The 17,472-nt window shown below is 70.6% G+C and carries 17 protein-coding genes; 9 read left to right on the top strand and 8 right to left on the bottom strand.

Annotation, left to right across the window (positions count from 1 at the left end):
* The first annotated feature begins 23 nt into the window (after nucleotides 1-23).
* The 3 genes from mmsA to J5X75_RS39030 all read left to right on the top strand — a co-directional run bounded on the left by mmsA (nucleotide 24) and on the right by J5X75_RS39030 (nucleotide 3,511).
* On the top strand, nucleotides 24-1,577 hold the full coding sequence (gene mmsA / locus J5X75_RS39040) for a multiple monosaccharide ABC transporter ATP-binding protein (protein WP_208472757.1): 1,554 nt from the start codon (nucleotides 24-26) through the stop codon (nucleotides 1,575-1,577).
* Nucleotides 1,574-2,803: a multiple monosaccharide ABC transporter permease gene (gene mmsB / locus J5X75_RS39035; RefSeq protein ID WP_208472756.1), complete on the top strand. Its 1,230-nt coding sequence runs from the start codon at nucleotides 1,574-1,576 to the stop codon at nucleotides 2,801-2,803. Before mmsA ends, mmsB begins: the two co-directional genes overlap by 4 nt.
* An 87-nt stretch (nucleotides 2,804-2,890) precedes the next feature.
* Complete coding sequence (locus J5X75_RS39030; RefSeq protein ID WP_208472755.1) at nucleotides 2,891-3,511, top strand: TetR/AcrR family transcriptional regulator; 621 nt, start codon at nucleotides 2,891-2,893, stop codon at nucleotides 3,509-3,511.
* A gap of 7 nt (nucleotides 3,512-3,518) precedes the next feature.
* Here J5X75_RS39030 and J5X75_RS39025 read toward each other — a convergent pair whose 3' ends face one another.
* From J5X75_RS39025 to J5X75_RS39015, 3 genes are all read right to left on the bottom strand, one after another.
* On the bottom strand, nucleotides 3,519-5,147 hold the full coding sequence (locus J5X75_RS39025; RefSeq protein ID WP_208472754.1) for an ABC transporter ATP-binding protein: 1,629 nt from the start codon (nucleotides 5,145-5,147) through the stop codon (nucleotides 3,519-3,521).
* The gene (locus J5X75_RS39020; protein WP_208472753.1) at nucleotides 5,144-6,775 is read right to left on the bottom strand and encodes an ABC transporter ATP-binding protein; all 1,632 of its coding nucleotides are present in this window, start codon (nucleotides 6,773-6,775) and stop codon (nucleotides 5,144-5,146) included. Before J5X75_RS39020 ends, J5X75_RS39025 begins: the two co-directional genes overlap by 4 nt.
* 127 nt (nucleotides 6,776-6,902) lie before the next feature.
* Nucleotides 6,903-7,091, bottom strand: coding sequence for a tautomerase family protein (locus tag J5X75_RS39015; protein WP_208472752.1), 189 nt, complete (start codon nucleotides 7,089-7,091; stop codon nucleotides 6,903-6,905).
* Between the two features lie 176 nt (nucleotides 7,092-7,267).
* On the opposite strand from J5X75_RS39015, the gene J5X75_RS39010 reads away from it, so the two are divergent.
* Genes J5X75_RS39010 through J5X75_RS38985 form a run of 6 tightly spaced genes read left to right on the top strand, consistent with a single transcriptional unit; the run spans nucleotide 7,268 to nucleotide 12,362 of the window.
* Nucleotides 7,268-8,785, top strand: a complete 1,518-nt coding sequence (locus tag J5X75_RS39010) for a sodium:solute symporter family protein (protein WP_208472751.1) — start codon at nucleotides 7,268-7,270, stop codon at nucleotides 8,783-8,785.
* Nucleotides 8,785-9,585, top strand: coding sequence for a 5-dehydro-4-deoxy-D-glucuronate isomerase (gene kduI / locus J5X75_RS39005; protein WP_208472750.1), 801 nt, complete (start codon nucleotides 8,785-8,787; stop codon nucleotides 9,583-9,585). The genes J5X75_RS39010 and kduI overlap by 1 nt, the downstream gene beginning before the upstream one ends.
* The gene (locus tag J5X75_RS39000; protein ID WP_307798556.1) at nucleotides 9,582-10,340 is read left to right on the top strand and encodes an SDR family oxidoreductase; all 759 of its coding nucleotides are present in this window, start codon (nucleotides 9,582-9,584) and stop codon (nucleotides 10,338-10,340) included. The genes kduI and J5X75_RS39000 overlap by 4 nt, the downstream gene beginning before the upstream one ends.
* 44 nt (nucleotides 10,341-10,384) lie before the next feature.
* A complete protein-coding gene (locus tag J5X75_RS46280) occupies nucleotides 10,385-11,146 on the top strand; it encodes an IclR family transcriptional regulator (RefSeq protein ID WP_208472749.1) in 762 nt (253 codons plus the stop codon).
* Nucleotides 11,147-11,203: 57 nt separating this feature from the next.
* A complete protein-coding gene (locus tag J5X75_RS38990; protein WP_208472748.1) occupies nucleotides 11,204-11,458 on the top strand; it encodes a hypothetical protein in 255 nt (84 codons plus the stop codon).
* Between the two features lie 49 nt (nucleotides 11,459-11,507).
* On the top strand, nucleotides 11,508-12,362 hold the full coding sequence (locus J5X75_RS38985; protein WP_208472747.1) for a DUF4253 domain-containing protein: 855 nt from the start codon (nucleotides 11,508-11,510) through the stop codon (nucleotides 12,360-12,362).
* A gap of 207 nt (nucleotides 12,363-12,569) precedes the next feature.
* Here the strand turns inward: J5X75_RS38985 and J5X75_RS38980 are convergent, their stop codons facing one another.
* The 5 genes from J5X75_RS38980 to J5X75_RS38965 form a co-directional block, all read right to left on the bottom strand.
* Nucleotides 12,570-13,166 carry a hypothetical protein gene (locus J5X75_RS38980; protein ID WP_208472746.1) on the bottom strand — a complete coding sequence of 199 codons (597 nt, stop codon included), beginning with the start codon at nucleotides 13,164-13,166 and terminating at the stop codon, nucleotides 12,570-12,572.
* 165 nt (nucleotides 13,167-13,331) lie between these two features.
* Nucleotides 13,332-15,128, bottom strand: a complete 1,797-nt coding sequence (locus tag J5X75_RS38975; protein WP_208472745.1) for a flavin-containing monooxygenase — start codon at nucleotides 15,126-15,128, stop codon at nucleotides 13,332-13,334.
* 100 nt (nucleotides 15,129-15,228) lie between these two features.
* A complete protein-coding gene (locus J5X75_RS38970; protein ID WP_208472744.1) occupies nucleotides 15,229-15,888 on the bottom strand; it encodes a TetR/AcrR family transcriptional regulator in 660 nt (219 codons plus the stop codon).
* 164 nt (nucleotides 15,889-16,052) lie between these two features.
* The gene (locus J5X75_RS45770) at nucleotides 16,053-16,184 is read right to left on the bottom strand and encodes a hypothetical protein (protein WP_274383800.1); all 132 of its coding nucleotides are present in this window, start codon (nucleotides 16,182-16,184) and stop codon (nucleotides 16,053-16,055) included.
* Nucleotides 16,185-16,209: 25 nt separating this feature from the next.
* Complete coding sequence (locus J5X75_RS38965; RefSeq protein WP_238490741.1) at nucleotides 16,210-17,400, bottom strand: TDT family transporter; 1,191 nt, start codon at nucleotides 17,398-17,400, stop codon at nucleotides 16,210-16,212.
* Nucleotides 17,401-17,472 lie beyond the last annotated feature (72 nt).

Genomic DNA, 17,472 nt, shown 5'->3' with positions numbered 1-17,472 from the left:
CTCGAGAGCAAGCGAGTTGAGCGATGGCCAACGACACCACCCCGATCCTGGAGATGCGGGGGATCACCAAGACCTTCCCGGGCGTCAAAGCGCTCTCGGACGTCACCCTCAGCGTCGCCCGGGGTGAGGTTCACGCCATTTGCGGTGAGAACGGCGCGGGCAAGTCGACCCTCATGAAGGTGCTGTCGGGTGTCTACCCGCACGGCAGCTACGACGGCGACATCGTCTTCGAGGGCGAGACCTGCCGGTTCAAGACGACGCGTGACTCCGAGGAGCGCGGCATCGTCATCATCCACCAGGAGCTGGCGCTCAGCCCGTACCTGTCGATCGCCGAGAACATCTTCCTCGGCAACGAGCGGGCACGCGGCGGCGTCGTCAACTGGGCCCAGACCAACAAGCAGGCCGCCGACCTGCTGGCCCGGGTCGGACTGGACGAATCCCCGGACACCAGGATCCAGGACATCGGCGTCGGCAAGCAGCAGCTCGTGGAGATCGCCAAGGCGCTCTCCAAGAAGGTCAAGCTGCTCATCCTCGACGAGCCCACCGCGGCGCTCAACGACGAGGACTCCGCGCACCTGCTCGACCTGATCCGGCACCTCAAGGGCCAGGGGATCACGTCGATCATCATCTCGCACAAGCTCAACGAGATCGCCGCGATCGCCGACAGCACGACGATCATCCGTGACGGTCAGAGCATCGAGACCATGGACATGCACGGCGCCGAGCCGGTCACCGAGGAGCGCATCATCCGCGCCATGGTCGGCCGTGACCTGGAGAACCGCTACCCGGCGCACACCCCGACCATCGGCGAGGAGGTGCTGCGGATCGAGAACTGGACCGTGCACCACCCGGCCGACCGCAGCCGGGTCGTCGTCGACAACGCCGACCTGAACGTGCGCGGCGGCGAGATCGTCGGCATCGCCGGGCTGATGGGCGCCGGCCGCACCGAGCTGGCCATGAGCATCTTCGGCCGCAGCTGGGGCGCCGACATCTCCGGCAAGCTGTTCCTGCACGGCAAACAGGTGTCGATCAAGACCGTGGACGCGGCCATCGAGCACGGCATCGCGTACGCCACCGAGGACCGCAAGCACTACGGCCTCAACCTGATCGACGACATCAAGCGCAACACCTCGGCCGCCAAGCTCCAGCGCATCACCAAGGGCGGCGTGGTCGACGCCGGCCGCGAGGTCGTCATGGCCGAGCAGTTCCGCAAGGACATGAAGACCAAGGCCAACAGCGTGGACGTGGTCGTCGGCAAGCTGTCCGGCGGCAACCAGCAGAAGGTCGTGCTCGCCAAGTGGCTCTTCGCCGAGCCCGAGGTGCTGATCCTCGACGAGCCCACCCGTGGCATCGACGTCGGCGCCAAGTACGAGATCTACGAGATCATCAACAAGCTCGCGGACTCCGGTAAGGCCGTCATCGTGATCTCCTCGGAGCTGCCCGAGCTGCTCGGCATCTGCGACCGGATCTACGCGATGAGCCAGGGCCGGATCACCGGGCAACTTCCCCGCGCCGAGGCCAGCCAGGAGAGCCTCATGCGCTACATGACCATGGAGAAGAGCGGAGCAACGCGGTGAGCGCCACCACCACGCTCGAGCAGCCGAAGGCACAGCCCGAGCCCTCCAAGAAGAGCGACGGTGGGTCGCTCAAGGCCTACCTCGGTCAGAACATCCAGCAGTACGGCATGATCGCGGCCCTGCTGGTCATCGTCGCCTACTTCCAGTGGTCGACCGACGGGCTGATGCTCAACCCGGACAACATCGCGGCGCTGATCCAGCAGAACGCGTACGTGTTCGTCCTGACCATCGGCATGGTCATGGTCATCGTGGCCGGGCACATCGACCTGTCGGTCGGGTCCGTGGTCGCGTTCGTCGGCGGCATCTGCGCCGTGCTGATCACCGACTTCGAGCTGTCGTGGCCGATCGCGGTCGCCATCTCGATCGTCATCGGCGGTCTGGTCGGCTGCTGGCAGGGCTTCTGGGTGGCCTACGCGGGCATCCCCGCCTTCATCGTCACCCTCGGCGGCATGCTGCTGTTCCGCGGTCTGGCCATCGTGATCCTCGAGCAGACCATCGCCGGCCTGCCCAGCGGCTTCAACGACATCAGCAACGGCTCGCTGCCGGCGTCGCTGGGCTACCTGGGCAACCTCGACGGCATCACGGTGTTCATCGGCGTGTTCGCCTTCGCCGGCCTGACCATCGCCCAGCTGCGGGCCCGCCGCGAGCTGACCAAGCTGGACCTGCGCACCGAGCCGTTCGCCGCGTTCGCCGGCAAGCTGGTGCTGTCCGCCGTGGCCATCGGCGCGATCACCTACCTGCTGGCGTCCAGCGCCGGCGGCACCCCGATCGTGCTGGTCATCGTCGGCGTGCTGGTGCTGATCTACACGTTCCTGATGAACAACACGATCTTCGGCCGGCACATCTACGCCATGGGCGGCAACCTGCCCGCCGCGATGCTCTCCGGTGTGAAGACCAAGCGGGTCAACTTCCTGATCTTCGTGAACATGGGCCTGCTCGCCGGCGTCGCCGCGGTCATCACCACCTCCCGGGCCGGTGCCGGCATCGCCGCCGCCGGTACCAACTACGAGCTGGACGCGATCGCCGCGGCCTTCATCGGTGGTACCTCCGTCAACGGCGGCATCGGCAAGATCACCGGCGCGATCACCGGTGCGCTGATCATGGGCGTGCTCAACATGGGCCTGTCCATCATGGGTACCGACCCCGCCTACCAGCAGGTGATCAAGGGCCTCGTCCTGATCGCCGCCGTCGCGCTCGACATCCTCAACAAGCGGCGCGGCAAGTAAGACCTTTCAGGGGGTTGCGGCGCCGCTCGGTGGACAGACCGGGCGGCGCCGCTCGTTTTGTGCCACCCCATCGGCGAGGATGGGGTGATGCCACCGAACGCCGGCCGGCCACCGCGCCTGTCCCTGGACGCCATCGTCGCCGCGGCCACCCGCATCCTCGAGACCGAGGGCCTGGAGAAGCTGTCGATGCGGCGGCTCGCCACCGACCTGGGCAGCGCGCCGATGGCCGTCTACCACCACGTGCGCGACAAGGACGAGCTGCTCGTGCACGTGATGGAGGCGCAGGCGCGGGCCATGCCGCGGCCGTCGTTCCCGGACGATCCGCGGGAGCGGCTGATCGAGGCGTCGGTGCTGCTCTACGAGCTGCTCGCGGAACGGCCGTGGATCGTCGAGGTGCTGACCGGCAAGGATCTGATCGGCCCGTCCGCGTTGTGGATCGTGGAGGCGATGATCGGCGCGGCCGCCGACCACGGGTGCTCCGACGACGACGCCGTCTACGTCTACCGGACGATCTGGTTCTACATCGTCGGCGACCTGGTGATCCGGGTCGCCCGCCACGGCCGGGTCGGCGAGACCGAGACGGTCGCCGCCCTGACCGCGCACGCGCATCCCCGGCTCGCGGCGGTCGCCGGGCGCTGGGCCGAGCTCAACGCCCGCGACACCCACCGCCGGGGCATCACCGCGATCGTCGACGGCCTGCTGGCGTGACGCCTCGTCACCGGTTCGCCGGCGTGACCCCGCAGAACTCGGCGTAGCGGCCACCGAGGGCCAGCAGCTCCTCGTGGGTGCCGTCCTCGACGATCCGGCCCTCGTCGAGGAAGACGATCCGGTCGGCGCGGCGCACCGTGCCCATCCGGTGCGCGACCATCACCACGGTCCGGCCCGCCATCAGCCGCTCGATGCCGTCGTGCACGGCCGCCTCGTTCTCCGGATCCAGCGCCGAGGTCACCTCGTCGAGCAGCACGATCGGGGCGTCCTTGAGCAGCGCCCGGGCGATCGACACCCGCTGGCGCTCACCACCGGACAGCCGGGCGCCGCCCTCGCCGACGGTGGTGTCCGCGCCGTCCGGCAGCCGGGCGGCGGTCAGGGCGGCCCGCACCTCGGCGTCGGTGGCGTCGGGGCGGCCCAGCCGTACGTTCTCCTCGATCGTCGCGTCGAACAGGTAGGTGTCCTGGAAGACGATCGCGATCCGCGCCATCAGCTGGTCCGTGGCGATGTCCCGGACGTCCGCGCCGCCGACCCGTACGGTGCCTTCTCCGACGTCGTGGAACCGGGCGACGAGCTGCAACAACGTCGTCTTCCCGGCGCCGGACGGACCGACCACGGCCAGGCGCTGACCCTGCGGAACCGACAGCGACAGCCCGTCGAGGCCCCGGAAGTGGACGCCGTCGAACTCCAGGTCGTCGCGGTCCGGGCGGACCGGATGCGCGGCCTCCGGCAGCGGCGGGGTGCACAGCACCCGGTCCAGGCGCTCCAGTTCGCTCCGCGCGGCCCGCAGCTTGCCGCCGAGGTCGGTCAGCGACAGCAGCGGGTCGGCGGCGCGGGCGGCCAGCACCAGGATCGCCAGCAGTTCGGCCACGCCGAGGTGACCGCCGAGCGCCAGGTACGCGCCGAGGGCCAGCACGACGGTGAAGGCCGTCTGCACGGTGAAGGCCATGCCGACCGCCCCGGGCAGCACCGACAGCGCCCGGCGGCGCGACGCCCGTTCGAGATCGCGCAACGCGCCGTCGAGCAGCGCGAACCGCTCGCCGGTCCGCCCGCCCGCTCGCAGCACCGGCTGGGCCTGCAGGAACTCGACGACCCGGGCGGCGGCCTCGTCGCTGAGGTCCGCGTGCTCGCCGGTGGCTGGCGGCCTCCGGACGGCGAGCGCCACCAGCGGGGCGGCGGCGAGCGCGGCCGCACCGAGCCGCCAGTCGTAGCAGGCGATCACCACGACGATCGTCAGCGGGGTCACGCACGCGGCGATGAACGGGCCCAGCAGGTGCGCCGACACGCCCAGAGCGGCGAGCAGGCCCCGGCCGGCCAGGCCGGACACCTCGCCGACGCGGGCCTTGTCGTACCAGCCCAGCGGCAGCCGGGCCAGATGGTCGCCGAGCCGGTGGTACATGTCGCGCAGCAGCGTGGTGCCGGCCCGCATCCCGGACAGGTCGGCCGCGTAGCGCAGCACACCGAGCGCCGCCACGGCGGCCGCGAAACCGAGCAGCCACGGCCCTGCCGCCGCCGGGTCTTCCAGGATCGGCACGATCAGGGCGTAGAGCAGACCTTCCAGGAAGGCGGCGGCGGTCATCAAGGCGACGGGTACGGCGTACGCGGCGCCGCCCACCCGCAGCAGGGTGCGAATCACCGGATCACCCCGTTCTCCAGGCGTACGACGGTGTCGGCGGCCGCGATCGTCTCCGGCCGGTGGGCGATCACCAGAACCGTCCGGCCCCGCAGACCCGCGAGGGTGTCCCGGATCGCCCGGTCGGTCAGCGGATCGGCGAAGGCGGTCGCCTCGTCCAGCACCAGCACCGGGGTGTCCGCGATCAGGGCCCGGGCCAGGGCGATCCGCTGCGCCTCCCCGCCGGAGAGGGTGGCCTGCTCACCGAGCACCGTGTCGTACCCGTGCGGGAGCCGCAGAATCCGGTCGTGGATGTGCGCGAGCCGCGCGGCCCGCACCACGTCGGCGAAGCTCGCGTGCGGAACGGCGAGCGCGATGTTGTCGGCCACCGGGGCGCGCACCAGCCGCACGTCCTGGAAGACGAACGCGATCCGCCGGTACAGCTCACGGGATCCGATGTCGCGCAGGTCGGCGCCGCCGAGCAGCACCGCCCCGCCGGCCGGGTCGAAGAACCGCGGCAGCAACCGCACCAGCGTCGACTTGCCGCCACCGGACGGCCCGGTCAGCGCCGTGACGGTCCCGGGTTCGAGCACCAGGTCGACGCCGCGCAGCACCTCGGGCCCGTCGTCGTAGGCGAACCGCACCCCGCGGAACTCGACCCGGTCGCCGTCCGGCAGCACCGGCGTCACGGGTTCGGGCAGCGCCGGTGTCGCCAGCACCGCCCGGATCCGGCCGACCGCCCGCCCGGCCGCCTGCAGGTCGTCGAACCCGTGCCCGAGCGCCGCCACCGGGGCGGTCAGGCCCAGCCCGAGCAGCAGGAACGGCAGCAGATCGGCGGGCGCCAGCCCACCCGAGGTGATCAGCATCGTGCCGCCGGCCAGCACGGCCAGCAGCACCACCGGCGGCGACAGCGCCAGCTGCATCCCGGCCGCGACCGCCGACACCCCGCGCACCCAGCGGGTGAACACCCCGGTGAACTCGTCGGCCGCCGCCACGAACCGGCGGTGCGCCCGCCCCGTGCCGCCGAACGCCTTCACCACGGCGATACCCTGCACGAACTCGACCGCGGCGGCCGCGATCCGCCCCATCGCCGCGTCGTAGGCGTGCTGCTCGCGCACCCGGGCCGGCAGCATCAGCAGCGGCACGAGCGCCACCGCCACCAGCACCGGAACCAGGGTGATCAGGGTGAGCCGCCAGTCGACGCCGAGCAGGTAGACCAGCGACACCAGGGGCACGACGAACGGGGCCGTCAGCTCGCCGGGCGCGTGCGCGATGAACGGGTGCACCGCGTCCACGTCCTCGCCGGCGATCCGGGCCAGTTCCCCGCTGCGGCGCCGCCCGAGCCAGCCGATCGGCGCGCGTCCCAGCGTGGCGGCCAGCTGTCGCCGCAGCCCGAGCTGCACTTGACCGTCGAGCACGTGCCCGAGCCCGGCCGACGCGCCGGTGAACGCGAGCCGCGCCAGCAGCCCCGCGGCGCCGGCCAGCACGACGGTCGCGACGTGGGTCCTGTCGTGCGGGCCGGGCGACAGCAGGACGCGGCCCAGCTCGGCGACGGCGAGCAGCGGCGCGAGCCCGGCCACCGCCCCCGCCACCTGAAGGGCCGCGACCAGGGCGAACTTCGGCACGTGGGGGCGCAAGACCTCGGCGACCATCATTCTCTCCTATTTCCGTACGCGTACGAAAATGAAGAGTAGCGTCTCGCGTCGAGCCGTGCCAGGCGCTGTGTGGGGTCCGGGTCCGTCCCGGGCGGCCAGAGGTTCTCCCCGGCCGCCCGGGCGCTCAGGCGCGGTCGGACTCCAGGGTGCCGCCGTTGGCGACGTCCTCCCGCTCGATCTCGTCGAAGCGGATGCGCACCGCGGCCCGGCGCGCCTTGAGGATGTCGACCGCGGCCGCGGTGACGGCCTCGGCGAACTCCCGTCGCTGATCCAGCGTGCGGCCGGACAGCAGTTCAACGGTGATGTTGGGCATTGACCCTCCTGCTTCCCGTAGACAGGAACATTGTTCCGTGACACGGAACGCTGTCAAGGCGTACGCATGGATCTGCATCTTTGTGTTCCGTGTATTGACAAGCTGTTCCATGTAGCAGAACATCCACGGAACGAAACGTCCCTGTAACCCGCGCCACCCACCGGAGGGGGGAACACGTGACCGCGCTCGACTGGTCAGTACTCAGCGGGTACTTCCTGGTCATGATCGGCATCGGTCTCTGGGCCAAGAGCCGCGTCCACAACGTCGCCGACTTCTTCACCGCGAGGGGCATGATCCCCTGGTGGCTGTCCGGGATCTCGCATCACATGTCCGGATACAGCGCCATCATGTTCGTCGCCTTCGCGGCCGTCGCCTACAACTACGGGCTCGCCATGTACGTCTGGTGGGCACTCACCATCGGCCTCGGCGTCGGCATCGGCGCCTTCGTCTTCGCCGCCCGCTGGAACCGGCTGCGCTCCAAGCACGGCGTGGCGTCCCCGCTGGAGTACCTGGCCCGCCGCTACAACGTCCCCACCCAGCAGGCGCTGGCCTACAGCGGCGCGCTGCTCAAAGTGGTGGACATCGCCGCCAAATGGGTGGCCATCGCCGTACTCCTGCGGGGTTTCGCCGGTGTGCCGATCCTGGGCGGCATCCTGATCACCGGAGCGGTCACGCTCGTCTACATCACCCTCGGCGGGCTGTGGGCCGACGTGCTCACCGACTTCGGCCAGTTCGTCATCCAGGGCGTCGCCGGCGTCGCGATGTTCTTCGCCTTCCTGGCCCACCTCGGTGGCGTCTCCACACTGTGGACCATGTGGGGCGACCTGCCGGAGGGGCACGGCGATCCGTTCAGCGGGCCGTACACCCTGACGTTCTTCCTGGCGCTGCTGTTCATCAAGACGTTCGAGTACAACGGCGGCATGTGGAACCTGGCGCAGCGGTACATGGCCGCCCCGACCGGCTCGGCCGCCAAGCGCTCCGCACTGCTGTCCAGCGGGCTGTGGCTGGTCTGGCCGTTGATCCTGTTCATGCCGATGTTCGCGGCGCCGCTGATCGTGCCCGGCCTGGCCAACCCCGAGCAGGCGTACGTCGAACTGGCCAAGACCCTGCTGCCCCCGGGCGTGATCGGCCTCGTGCTGGCGGGCTTCTTCTCGCACACGATGGCGATGGTGTCCTCGGACGCCAACGTGATCTCCTCGGTGGTGACCCGGGACATCGCCCCGAGGCTGGTGCGCCGGGTGCGCGACCTCAGCGAGAAGGGCGCACTGACGTTCGCCCGGATCACCACGTTCACGTTCGTGGCGATCAGCATGGTGATCGCGATCAGCACCGAGGGCCAGGGCGTGGTCCTGAAGATCGTCATCGACCTGGTCGCGGCGACCATGGGCCCGATCTCGATCCCGCTGATGCTCGGGCTGCTGCCCTGGTTCCGGCGCAGCGGGCCGACCGCCGCACTGGTCTCCTGGGCCGCCGGGCTCGGCGTCTGGGCGGTGATCAAGTGGGTGCTGGAGGAGACCAGCCAGACCATGGTGGTCGGCGTTCCGCTGGTCACGTCGCTGGTGCTCTACGTGGCGATCGGCCTGCTGCGGCCGGAGCGCACGGCGCCGCGCGACGAACTCATCGATTCGCTGGACACCGATCCGGCGCCGGAGACCGAGCCGGTCTCCCCGGTCACCGGACGCGAGGAGCGCTGATGGAGTCACGACCCGCCACCGCCCCCGACCAGCTGGCCGGCATGGACACCGAGCGGCTGCGGAAACGGTTCCTGGTGGAGGACCTGTTCCGGCCCGGAGAGGTGCGGCTGACCTACTCCCACGAGGACCGCATCGTGGTGGGCGGCGTGGCCGGCCCCGCCGAACTGCCCTGCCCCGGCGAACTGCGCTCGGCGTACTTCCTGGAGCGCCGCGAGATGGGCGTGGTCAACGTCGGAGGACCGGGCACGGTGACCGTCGACGGCGTGCGGCACGAACTGGACGCCAGGGAGGTCCTCTACATCGGGCGCGGCGCCCGCAAAGTGAGCTTCGACGGCCGGTTCTACCTGGTGTCCACGCCGGCGCACACCGGCCACCCGACCGTCAAGGCCACCCTCGACGACGCGGAACCGGTCCGCCTCGGCTCCCGCGACGGCTCCAACGAGCGCACCATCTACAAGTTCATCCACCTCAAGGGCATCCAGAGCTGCCAGCTCGTGCTCGGCGTCACCGTGCTCGAACCGGGCAGCATGTGGAACACCATGCCGTGCCACACCCACGAACGCCGTACCGAGGTGTACTTCTACTTCGACCTGCCCGCATCCGACCGGGTGGTGCACCTGATGGGCCCGCCCGGCGCGACCCGCAACCTCATCGTCGCGCCGGAGCAGGCGGTGATCTCGCCCTACTGGTCGGTGCACTGCGGATTCGGCACACGCAGTTACGCGTTCGTCTGGGCCATGGGCGGGGAGAACCAGGCGTACGACGATGTGGAGCCGGTCGCGATCGGCGACCTGCGGTGACCGGTCCGGCCCCGTCGATGTTCTCGCTGCACGGCAGGACCGCGCTGGTGACCGGCTCGCGCGGCGGCATCGGCCGGGCCATCGCGGTCGCGCTCGCCCGGGCCGGCGCCGACCTGGTGCTGCACGGCCACACCGACGACCTCGCCGGCGTGGAGAAGGACGTCCGCGAGGCCGGCGGTGACGCCACCCGCTGGGTGTTCGACCTGTCCGACACCGCCGCCATCCCGGCGGCGGTGGCCGGCCTGCCCCCGGTGGACATCCTGGTCAACAACGCGGGCATCATCCGGCGCGCGCCGGCCGCCGAGCACACCCTCGACGACTGGCGCGCGGTCCTGGACGTCAATCTGGACGCGGTGTTCCAGCTGAGCCGCGCGATCGGCGTACGCATGCTGGCCCGCCGGCGCGGCAAGATCATCTCGGTGGCGTCGATGCTGTCGTTCCAGGGCGGCGTACAGGTTCCCGGCTACACCGCCGCCAAGCACGGTGTTGCCGGGCTGACCAAGGCGCTGGCCTGCGAGTGGGCCGCGGAAGGAGTGCAGGTCAATGCCGTCGCTCCGGGCTACATCGCCACCGACAACACCGCCGCGCTGCGCGCCGACCCGGTCCGCGAACCGGAGATCCGGTCGCGGATCCCGGCCGGGCGGTGGGGCCGGCCCGACGACGTGGCCGGCGCCGTCATCTTCCTCGCCTCCGCCGCGTCCGACTACGTCAACGGGCACGTGCTCGCCGTCGACGGCGGCTGGCTCGCCCGGTGACCGCTGCGCCGGATCCGCCCACCCGCTGCCAGTAGGCTGAATCGGTGGCTAGGGAAGGCAGTTCCATCGACAAGACGCTGGCGGTGCTCGAGGCGCTCGCCGAGCACCACCGTGTCACCGACATCGCCGTCGCGACGGGCGTCTCCAAGTCGACGGTGCACCGGATCCTCCAGGCGCTCGTCACGTGGGGCTTCGCCCGCCCCGACGGTCTCGGCACCTACGAACCCGGCCCGCGGATCCTCACCCTGGCCGGCCGGGTGATGCACCGGTTCGACCCCGCCCGGCAGGCGTCCAGCGCGCTGCTGGCCCTGCGCGAGACCACCGGCTTCACCACCCACTTCGCGATCCGCAGCGTCGACGAGGCGGTGTACGTCGACAAGCAGGAGGGCCGCCGGCCGTACCAGATGCCGTCCCGCATCGGCATGAGCGTCGCGCTGCACACCACGGCCATCGGCAAGGCGATCCTGGCCGAACTCAGCGACGAGGAGGTGCTGGCGATCTGCCGGCGCACCGGCCTCGCCCCGCGGACGCCCCGCACCCTCACCAGCGAGGAGGACCTGCTGACCCACCTCGCCCGGGTCCGGGCCGTCGGCTACGCGGTCGACGACGAGGAGAACGAACCGGGCATCCGCTGCGTCGGAGCGGCCGTCTTCGACCACACCGGGCAGGTGCTCGGCGGCATCTCCGTCTCCACCCTCGCCATGGACATGGACATGGCCGGTCTGGAGGCGCACGCGCCCGAGGTCATCGCCGCCGCCCGGGATGTCTCCGCCGCCCTCGGAGCCATCGAGCGGACCGCCCGCTGACCGCTCGGATGCGGCCCGATGACTTGTCCGCCGGACCTGATGGCCGATACTGCAGTCGTGACCTCGATCAACGACGACTCTCCGGAGCCGCGGGACACCGGTGCCCGCAAGCCGCTCAACAGCAGCTGGGTCTTCACCCTGGCCGGCCTGGTCGCCGGCGCCTATTTCATGATCAATGGAGCGGTGATGCTCCGCGAGAAGCACGGTGACGGTGTGTTCGCCCTGGTCGTCGCAGGGACCGTGGCGGTCGTCGCGGTGATCGGCGGCGTGATGCTCCGGGCCTACCTGGCGGAACGAGCGGCCCGGAAGTAGCCTCCGCCTCGGGCTCACCCGCTGAGCGCTTCGCATCGATACTTTCATCATGGGACACGACCTCGACCGGATCGAAGCCGCCTTCGGCGGCACACTGCTGGCCGGCCTGCCGATCGGGCACGGCCCGGCGGGCACCGTCCTGGTCACCGACGTGGATCCCGATCACCTGTACGAGGTCTGGCAGGCCGCCGAGACACTGGCGCCCACCATCGGATGCCGGCCCGTCCTGGTCACCGGCGACTTCAACCCCACGCTGGGGATCCAGCCCCGGCCCGCGCCGGGTCCGCCGGAGCCGGAGCTGCGCGCGTTCGCCAGGGCGGCCGAGTCGTCGGAGCCCTGGACCACCTATCGGCACTACAGCGAGGACGAACTCGTCCACGCAGGCGAGCTCGAGTCCTACGCGCGCGGCATGACCGGCATCGACGCGACGGCCCTGGTGGCCGATGTCCCGCTGCCGACGTCACTGCCGGAGCTGGAGCGAGCCCTGTACGACCGTCTGCTCGCCGACGCCGGCCTGCACGCCCGCGTGCTCGACCGGGTGCGGCTCGTGACACAGACCGAGTACTGGTACACGCCGGACAGCGTCACGCTCATGCTGACGCCCACCGTCGACGTGCGCACCTCGGGATACTGGGTCGACTTCTACGGCGCGCTCACCCGGGAGTGCCGGGAGAAGCTCGCCGAGGTGCTGGCGCGGTGGCGTCACCGGTGGGACGCCCGCCTGGTCGCCGCGTGGGGCACCATGCTGCAGTTCCAGGTGGGCCGTCCGCCCACGCCCGGTGACGAGGCGTGGATCGCGGCCGGTCAGCTCAAGGCCCTCGCCCCGAACCTCGAGCTGAGCCGGTGGGAGGTCGCCGTCGCCCTGCCGTCGGGGGACGCGTGGTTCGTACACCATCGTCCCTGACCGGCCGGGTCTCGCCGTCGCTAGCTGAGCGAGCGCCCGCCGCGTGCCGTGGAGGACACTCGTGGCCGGAGCCGGACTGGCACCGGCGCGTCGCGGTCCTCGGAACCTGCACTTCCTGGCCTGGCGCCGATGTCGCAAGCAAGAAGAGTTCGGAATGGGTTCGGGTCTCAGCCGGTATCGGGCTCCGAGGTCCGCGACGCCGGTGGGTTACAGGCTGGTCGATGTGGCCCAGTCGGCGTTCGCCGTGTGGCCCAGGGTGGCGTACCAGTTGTTGGGAGCCGGATGAAGCTGGAGGTAGGGCAGATCCGGGACCCCGTAGGCGTGCAGCACGTCCCACACGTTGTCGGCGCAGTTGTTGCCGATGACGTCGTAGCCCCGGCCGGCCGAGGCTGCCGCGACCGCGTCGGCGGGGCCGGTGTCGAAGGTCGCCCGTGCGCTCGTGATGGTCTTGTAGGCGTTGTAGCCGCGGGACCTCATCGCGGCCAGCATCTGCGCCTCGGTGCCGTTTCCGCGCCAGAAGCCGTTGTCGGAGCCCTTGTCGATGTGCGCCTTGCCGGTGGGGTTCTCCACCGATCCGAACGCGTATCCGCCGTCGCAGGTGAGCCGGTAGCTCCAGCCCACGTGGCCGAGACCGTTCGCCCCGGCGGTCCGGACGAACACGTAGGCACCCTTGGCGGGGCCGCATCGCAGGGTGGCCGCGTTCGCGAATGCCGTCAGCGGCCCGATCGACGCCGCCAGCAGTGCCACGGTCAGCGCGCAGAAGACGAGGAAGCGGGGGCGTCGGACGGCGCTCGCCATGGACATGAGTGACTCCCTGCACCGATGTGTGAACGTGCACACATTATGATCGCCGTTGATCTTCGTCAAGAGCGCCGACCTGTTCGGTGGGTGTCCCGAGCCCGTGCCGTGCCCGGGCGGACGCGGCTGCCGGCCGCCTGAGAGACGACCGGCAGCCGCGAAGCGTGCGAATCAGTTCGTGACCAGGACGTCGTCCATGCCCTCGGCGCGCCACGTGCGCAGCAACTCGTGGAAGACGACCGGCCCGGGCCCGTACGAGAAATTCACCGGCCGCGGGTTGCCCTCGCCGTTGTAGTAGCCGGGCGTGCACTCGGCCTGGAAGGTGAAGTTGTTCGGCGCGGTCTCGAAGATGGTCCGCACCCAGCCCTCCTCCGCCTCCGCGGTCGGCTCCACCCGGATCGCGCCGCGCTTGGCGGCCTCGGCGACCACGGCGCCGATGTGGGTGGCCTGCTCCTGGAGCACGTGGACGAAGTTGACCGCCGCCGCGTTCTGCAGGGCGCCCAGGTGGAACAGGTTCGGGAAGCCGTGGCTGTAGAAGCCGTGCAGCGTACGCGGGCCGTTGCGCCAGTGCCCGAGCAGCGGCATCCCGCCCCGGCCGGTGACCGGCAGCGTCCCGGACACCACGCCGGAGATGCCGACCTCGAAGCCGGTGGCGAAGATGACGCAGTCCACCTCGTACTCCTGCTCGCCGACGACGACGGCGTTCGCGGTCATGCGGGTGATGCCGCCGTGGTCGGCCGTGTCGACCAGGGTCACGTTCGGCCGGTTGAACGTCTGCAGGTAGAAGTCGCTGAACGTGGGCCGCTTGCACATGTACCGGTACCAGGGCTTGAGGATCTCGGCGACGGCCGGGTCCTCGACCACCTCGTCGACCCGGGCGCGGATCTCGTCCATCGTCCGGAAGTCGGCGATCTCGTCGAGGTACTCGCGCTCCTCCGCCGAGATCGTCGGGTCCAGCGTGCCGGTCAGCATCTGCCGCTGAAGTTTGGCGGTCGCCGTCCAGCGGTCGCCGATCAGGTCCTGGTCGACGTGGCCGCCGGTCACGATGGTCAGGAAGTTGTCCATCCGCTCCTGCTGCCAGCCCGGCTGCAACGACGCGGCCCACTCCGGGTCGGTGGGCCGGTTGCCGCGGAAGTCCACCGTCGACGGGGTGCGCTGGAAGACGTACAGCTGCTGGGCCGCCTCGGCCAGGTGCGGAACGGCCTGGATGGCGGTGGCGCCGGTGCCGACCACGGCCACGCGCAGGCCGGCCAGCTTCGACAGGTCGTCGCCGGTGTAGGCGTAGTCCCACCGGCTGGTGTGGAACGTGTGACCCTGGAAGTCCTGGATGCCGGGGATGCCGGGCAACTTCGGCTGGGTCATGGTGCCCGACGAGATCGCCACGTAACGGGCCCGGAAGTCGTCACCGCGGTCGGTGGTGACCTGCCACTCGTTGGCGGCGTCGTCCCAGGTCAGCGACGTGACGCGGGTGTGGAACAGGGTGTCGTCGTACAGATCGAACCGCTTCGCGATGGCGACGCAGTGGCGGCGGATCTCCTCACCGGGGGCGTAGCGCCACTGCGGGACGTGGCCGACCTCCTCCAGCAGCGGCATGTAGACGGTCGCCTCGATGTCACAGTGGACGCCCGGGTAGCGGTTCCAGTACCACGTACCGCCGAAGTCGCCCGCCTCGTCGATCATCCGGAGCTGCTGTACGCCGGCCTGCCGCAGCTTCGCGCCGGTGAGCAGGCCGCCGAACCCGCCGCCGATCACCAGCGCCTCGACCCGGTCGGTCTTCGGGTCCCGTTGCGTGAACGGCGTGTACGGATCCTTGGCGTAGTCGCCGAACTCGCCGGCCGCCCGCTGGTACTGGGTGGCCCCGTCCGGCCGTATGCGGCGGTCCCGCTCGGCGCGATATCTGGCGCGCAGAGCGGTGAGTTCCTCGGGGGTGAACCGGTGGGGTGTAGCGGGGATGCCGGAGGGGGACATGCGTGGGACCTTTCGCGGGGAGCTTCCGGTGCGGCACAGCCAGGCGATCAATTTAAAGCAACTGACTGATGTAGATGGTGAAGCGGGGCCGCCTGTCGCGTTAAAAACGGTCCTCAATGCTCTGACAGGGGGCGCCGTAGAGCCCTTCGAGGGCGTCGATCAAACTCGTCGCGGTCGCCGCCCATACGGAACGTGAGTCCACACCCGGCGGCATGGCCCGTTCCCGCCGCGCGCAGAAGTGCATGATCAGGGTGTGCGCCATGTCGTCGCGTTCCTGCCACACCTCGGGGGGCAGGTGCGGCAGCCTCTCGTGCAGACCGTCCAGAACCGCGTGCAGCGTCGGCGCCGCGCCCACCTCGGCGGCCGCCATCTGACGCAGGTTCGGCTCGGTCATCAGCTGGGCCGCGAACCGGGCGTACCAGCTCGGATTGCCCAGCGTGGCGAGATGGTCGGTGATCGGCCGGACCACGCAGGTCACCCAGTCCCGCAACCGGTCACTGTCGCCGTGCTCGGCCAGCAGGCGCTCCCGGACCGCCTCCGTCGGCGTGGCATGCCGGCGCACGATCGCCCGGACCAGCTCTTTCTTGCCACCGAAGTGGTAGCCGACGGCCGCGTTGTTGCCCTGCCCGGCCGCCTCGCTGACCTGCCGGTTGGACACGGTGAAGACACCGTGCTCGGCGAAGAGCCGCTCCGCCGTATCCAGGATCCGCGCGCGGGTCGTCTCCACCTGCTCGGCGCGCGCCCTCCTGGCGTTACTCATGCTCGTTGCTCCGGTGCGACGTGCGGAGTGGTGACCGACAGGATAAGGCCAGGCCAAACCCGACGATCAAACCCGCTGATCGTACGGCCCCGAGCACCCGGATCACGATCGGCCACCCGTCGATCGCGCCCCACGAGACAGCGCCCACGACCAACGGAACACGGTCAGGCGGCCGGTGCGGTGGCCGTGACGGCGGGCAGGGTGAAGGTGGCGGTGCGCAGCAACGCCGCGCGGATACCCGCCGTCACCGTCCCCGTCGCACCGGTCGTGGCATCCGGCTCGCTGCGGACAGTCATCCCTCGCTCCTCCGTCGGACGTTGCTCACCAGCTGTTTCGGCCGGCGGCCCAGGCCCACCGAGAACCGGTCCGCCCGTCTGCCCGGGTCCGAGGTCCCGAACCGGACAGCACGGTGTCACGCGCCGGCGGGCGGAAGACGCCGTCACGGAGGGTGCGTGCCCCGACCACCGCCCACGCGACCACCAGGGCGGCGTAGAGGGCGACGGCGCAGACCCGGAACAGGGCCGCTCCGGTGTGCAGGGCCAGTCCCGACGTACCGGTGACCACCGTGCCGACCGGGAAGGTGAACGACCACCAGGTCAACGAAAAGGGCAGGTGGTGGCGGGCGGTGCGGATCGTGACGGCTGCGGCCAGGGCCGCCCACAGCAGCGTGAAACCCCAGACCGGTACGCCGTACAGCACCGCGAACGCCGCCATCGCTGTCGCGTACGGGTCGGGCAGAGCGTTGGCGGCCACACCGCCGAGCAGACTCGCGGCGGTGATCGACTGTCCGAGCGGGCCGAGAACGATCCACAGGGTGGGCACCATCCGCGCCGGCCCGATCTCGTGATGAACCAGCCGGGCCCAGATCATGCTGATGATCACCAGTGACGCGAGCAGGCTGATCCCGAACATCGCGTAGCAGGCCAGGTACATGGTCAGGCGAGGTTGACCGGCCGGCGTGTACGGCACGAGCAGCGCACCCGTCGACGCCGACACCATCGGTGGCACGACCGCCATCAGCCAGCCGCCGAACGCGCTGCGCGGGTCCACGGTCTCGTGCCGGGTGAACTGCAGGTACGGAATCGCCACCGCGGTGACCAGGCCCGCGAGCGTACCGGCGGACCACAGCGCCCAGCCGCCCGCGACGGCCGCCCGCGTGCCGATCACCGTCGGGCCGGCCAGCAGCGTTCCCGCACCGACCGCCATCAGCGCCATCGGTGGGGCACCGTAGAAGTGCGCCATGACCGGGTCGAGGTGGTGGCGCCGGGCGGTCCGGGGATGACGGCGCCAATGCGTCACCGTCGCCGCCGTCAGCACGACCAGCAGCAACACCGCGAGCACCCACACGGCGGTGGCGAACAGGCGCAGGCCGGCGGACCGCACCGGCAGCGACAGGGCTGCGGTGGCCACGATGCCGGTCCCCATGACCGAGGCGAACCAGTTCGGGGTCAGATTCGCCAGTACCCCGGTGCCGTGTTCGCCGGTCGCCGCGCGGGTCGGAATCGTGTTCATGGCCATCACGATCGTGGTCCGGCGGACCGGCCGGTAGCTGCCACAACCTTGTGAGGTCACAAACGGCCTTTG

The organism is Actinoplanes flavus, from assembly GCF_017592555.1.
In the GTDB taxonomy this organism is placed as follows: domain Bacteria; phylum Actinomycetota; class Actinomycetes; order Mycobacteriales; family Micromonosporaceae; genus Actinoplanes; species Actinoplanes flavus.
This window is presented reverse-complemented; position numbering and strand designations above follow the sequence as displayed.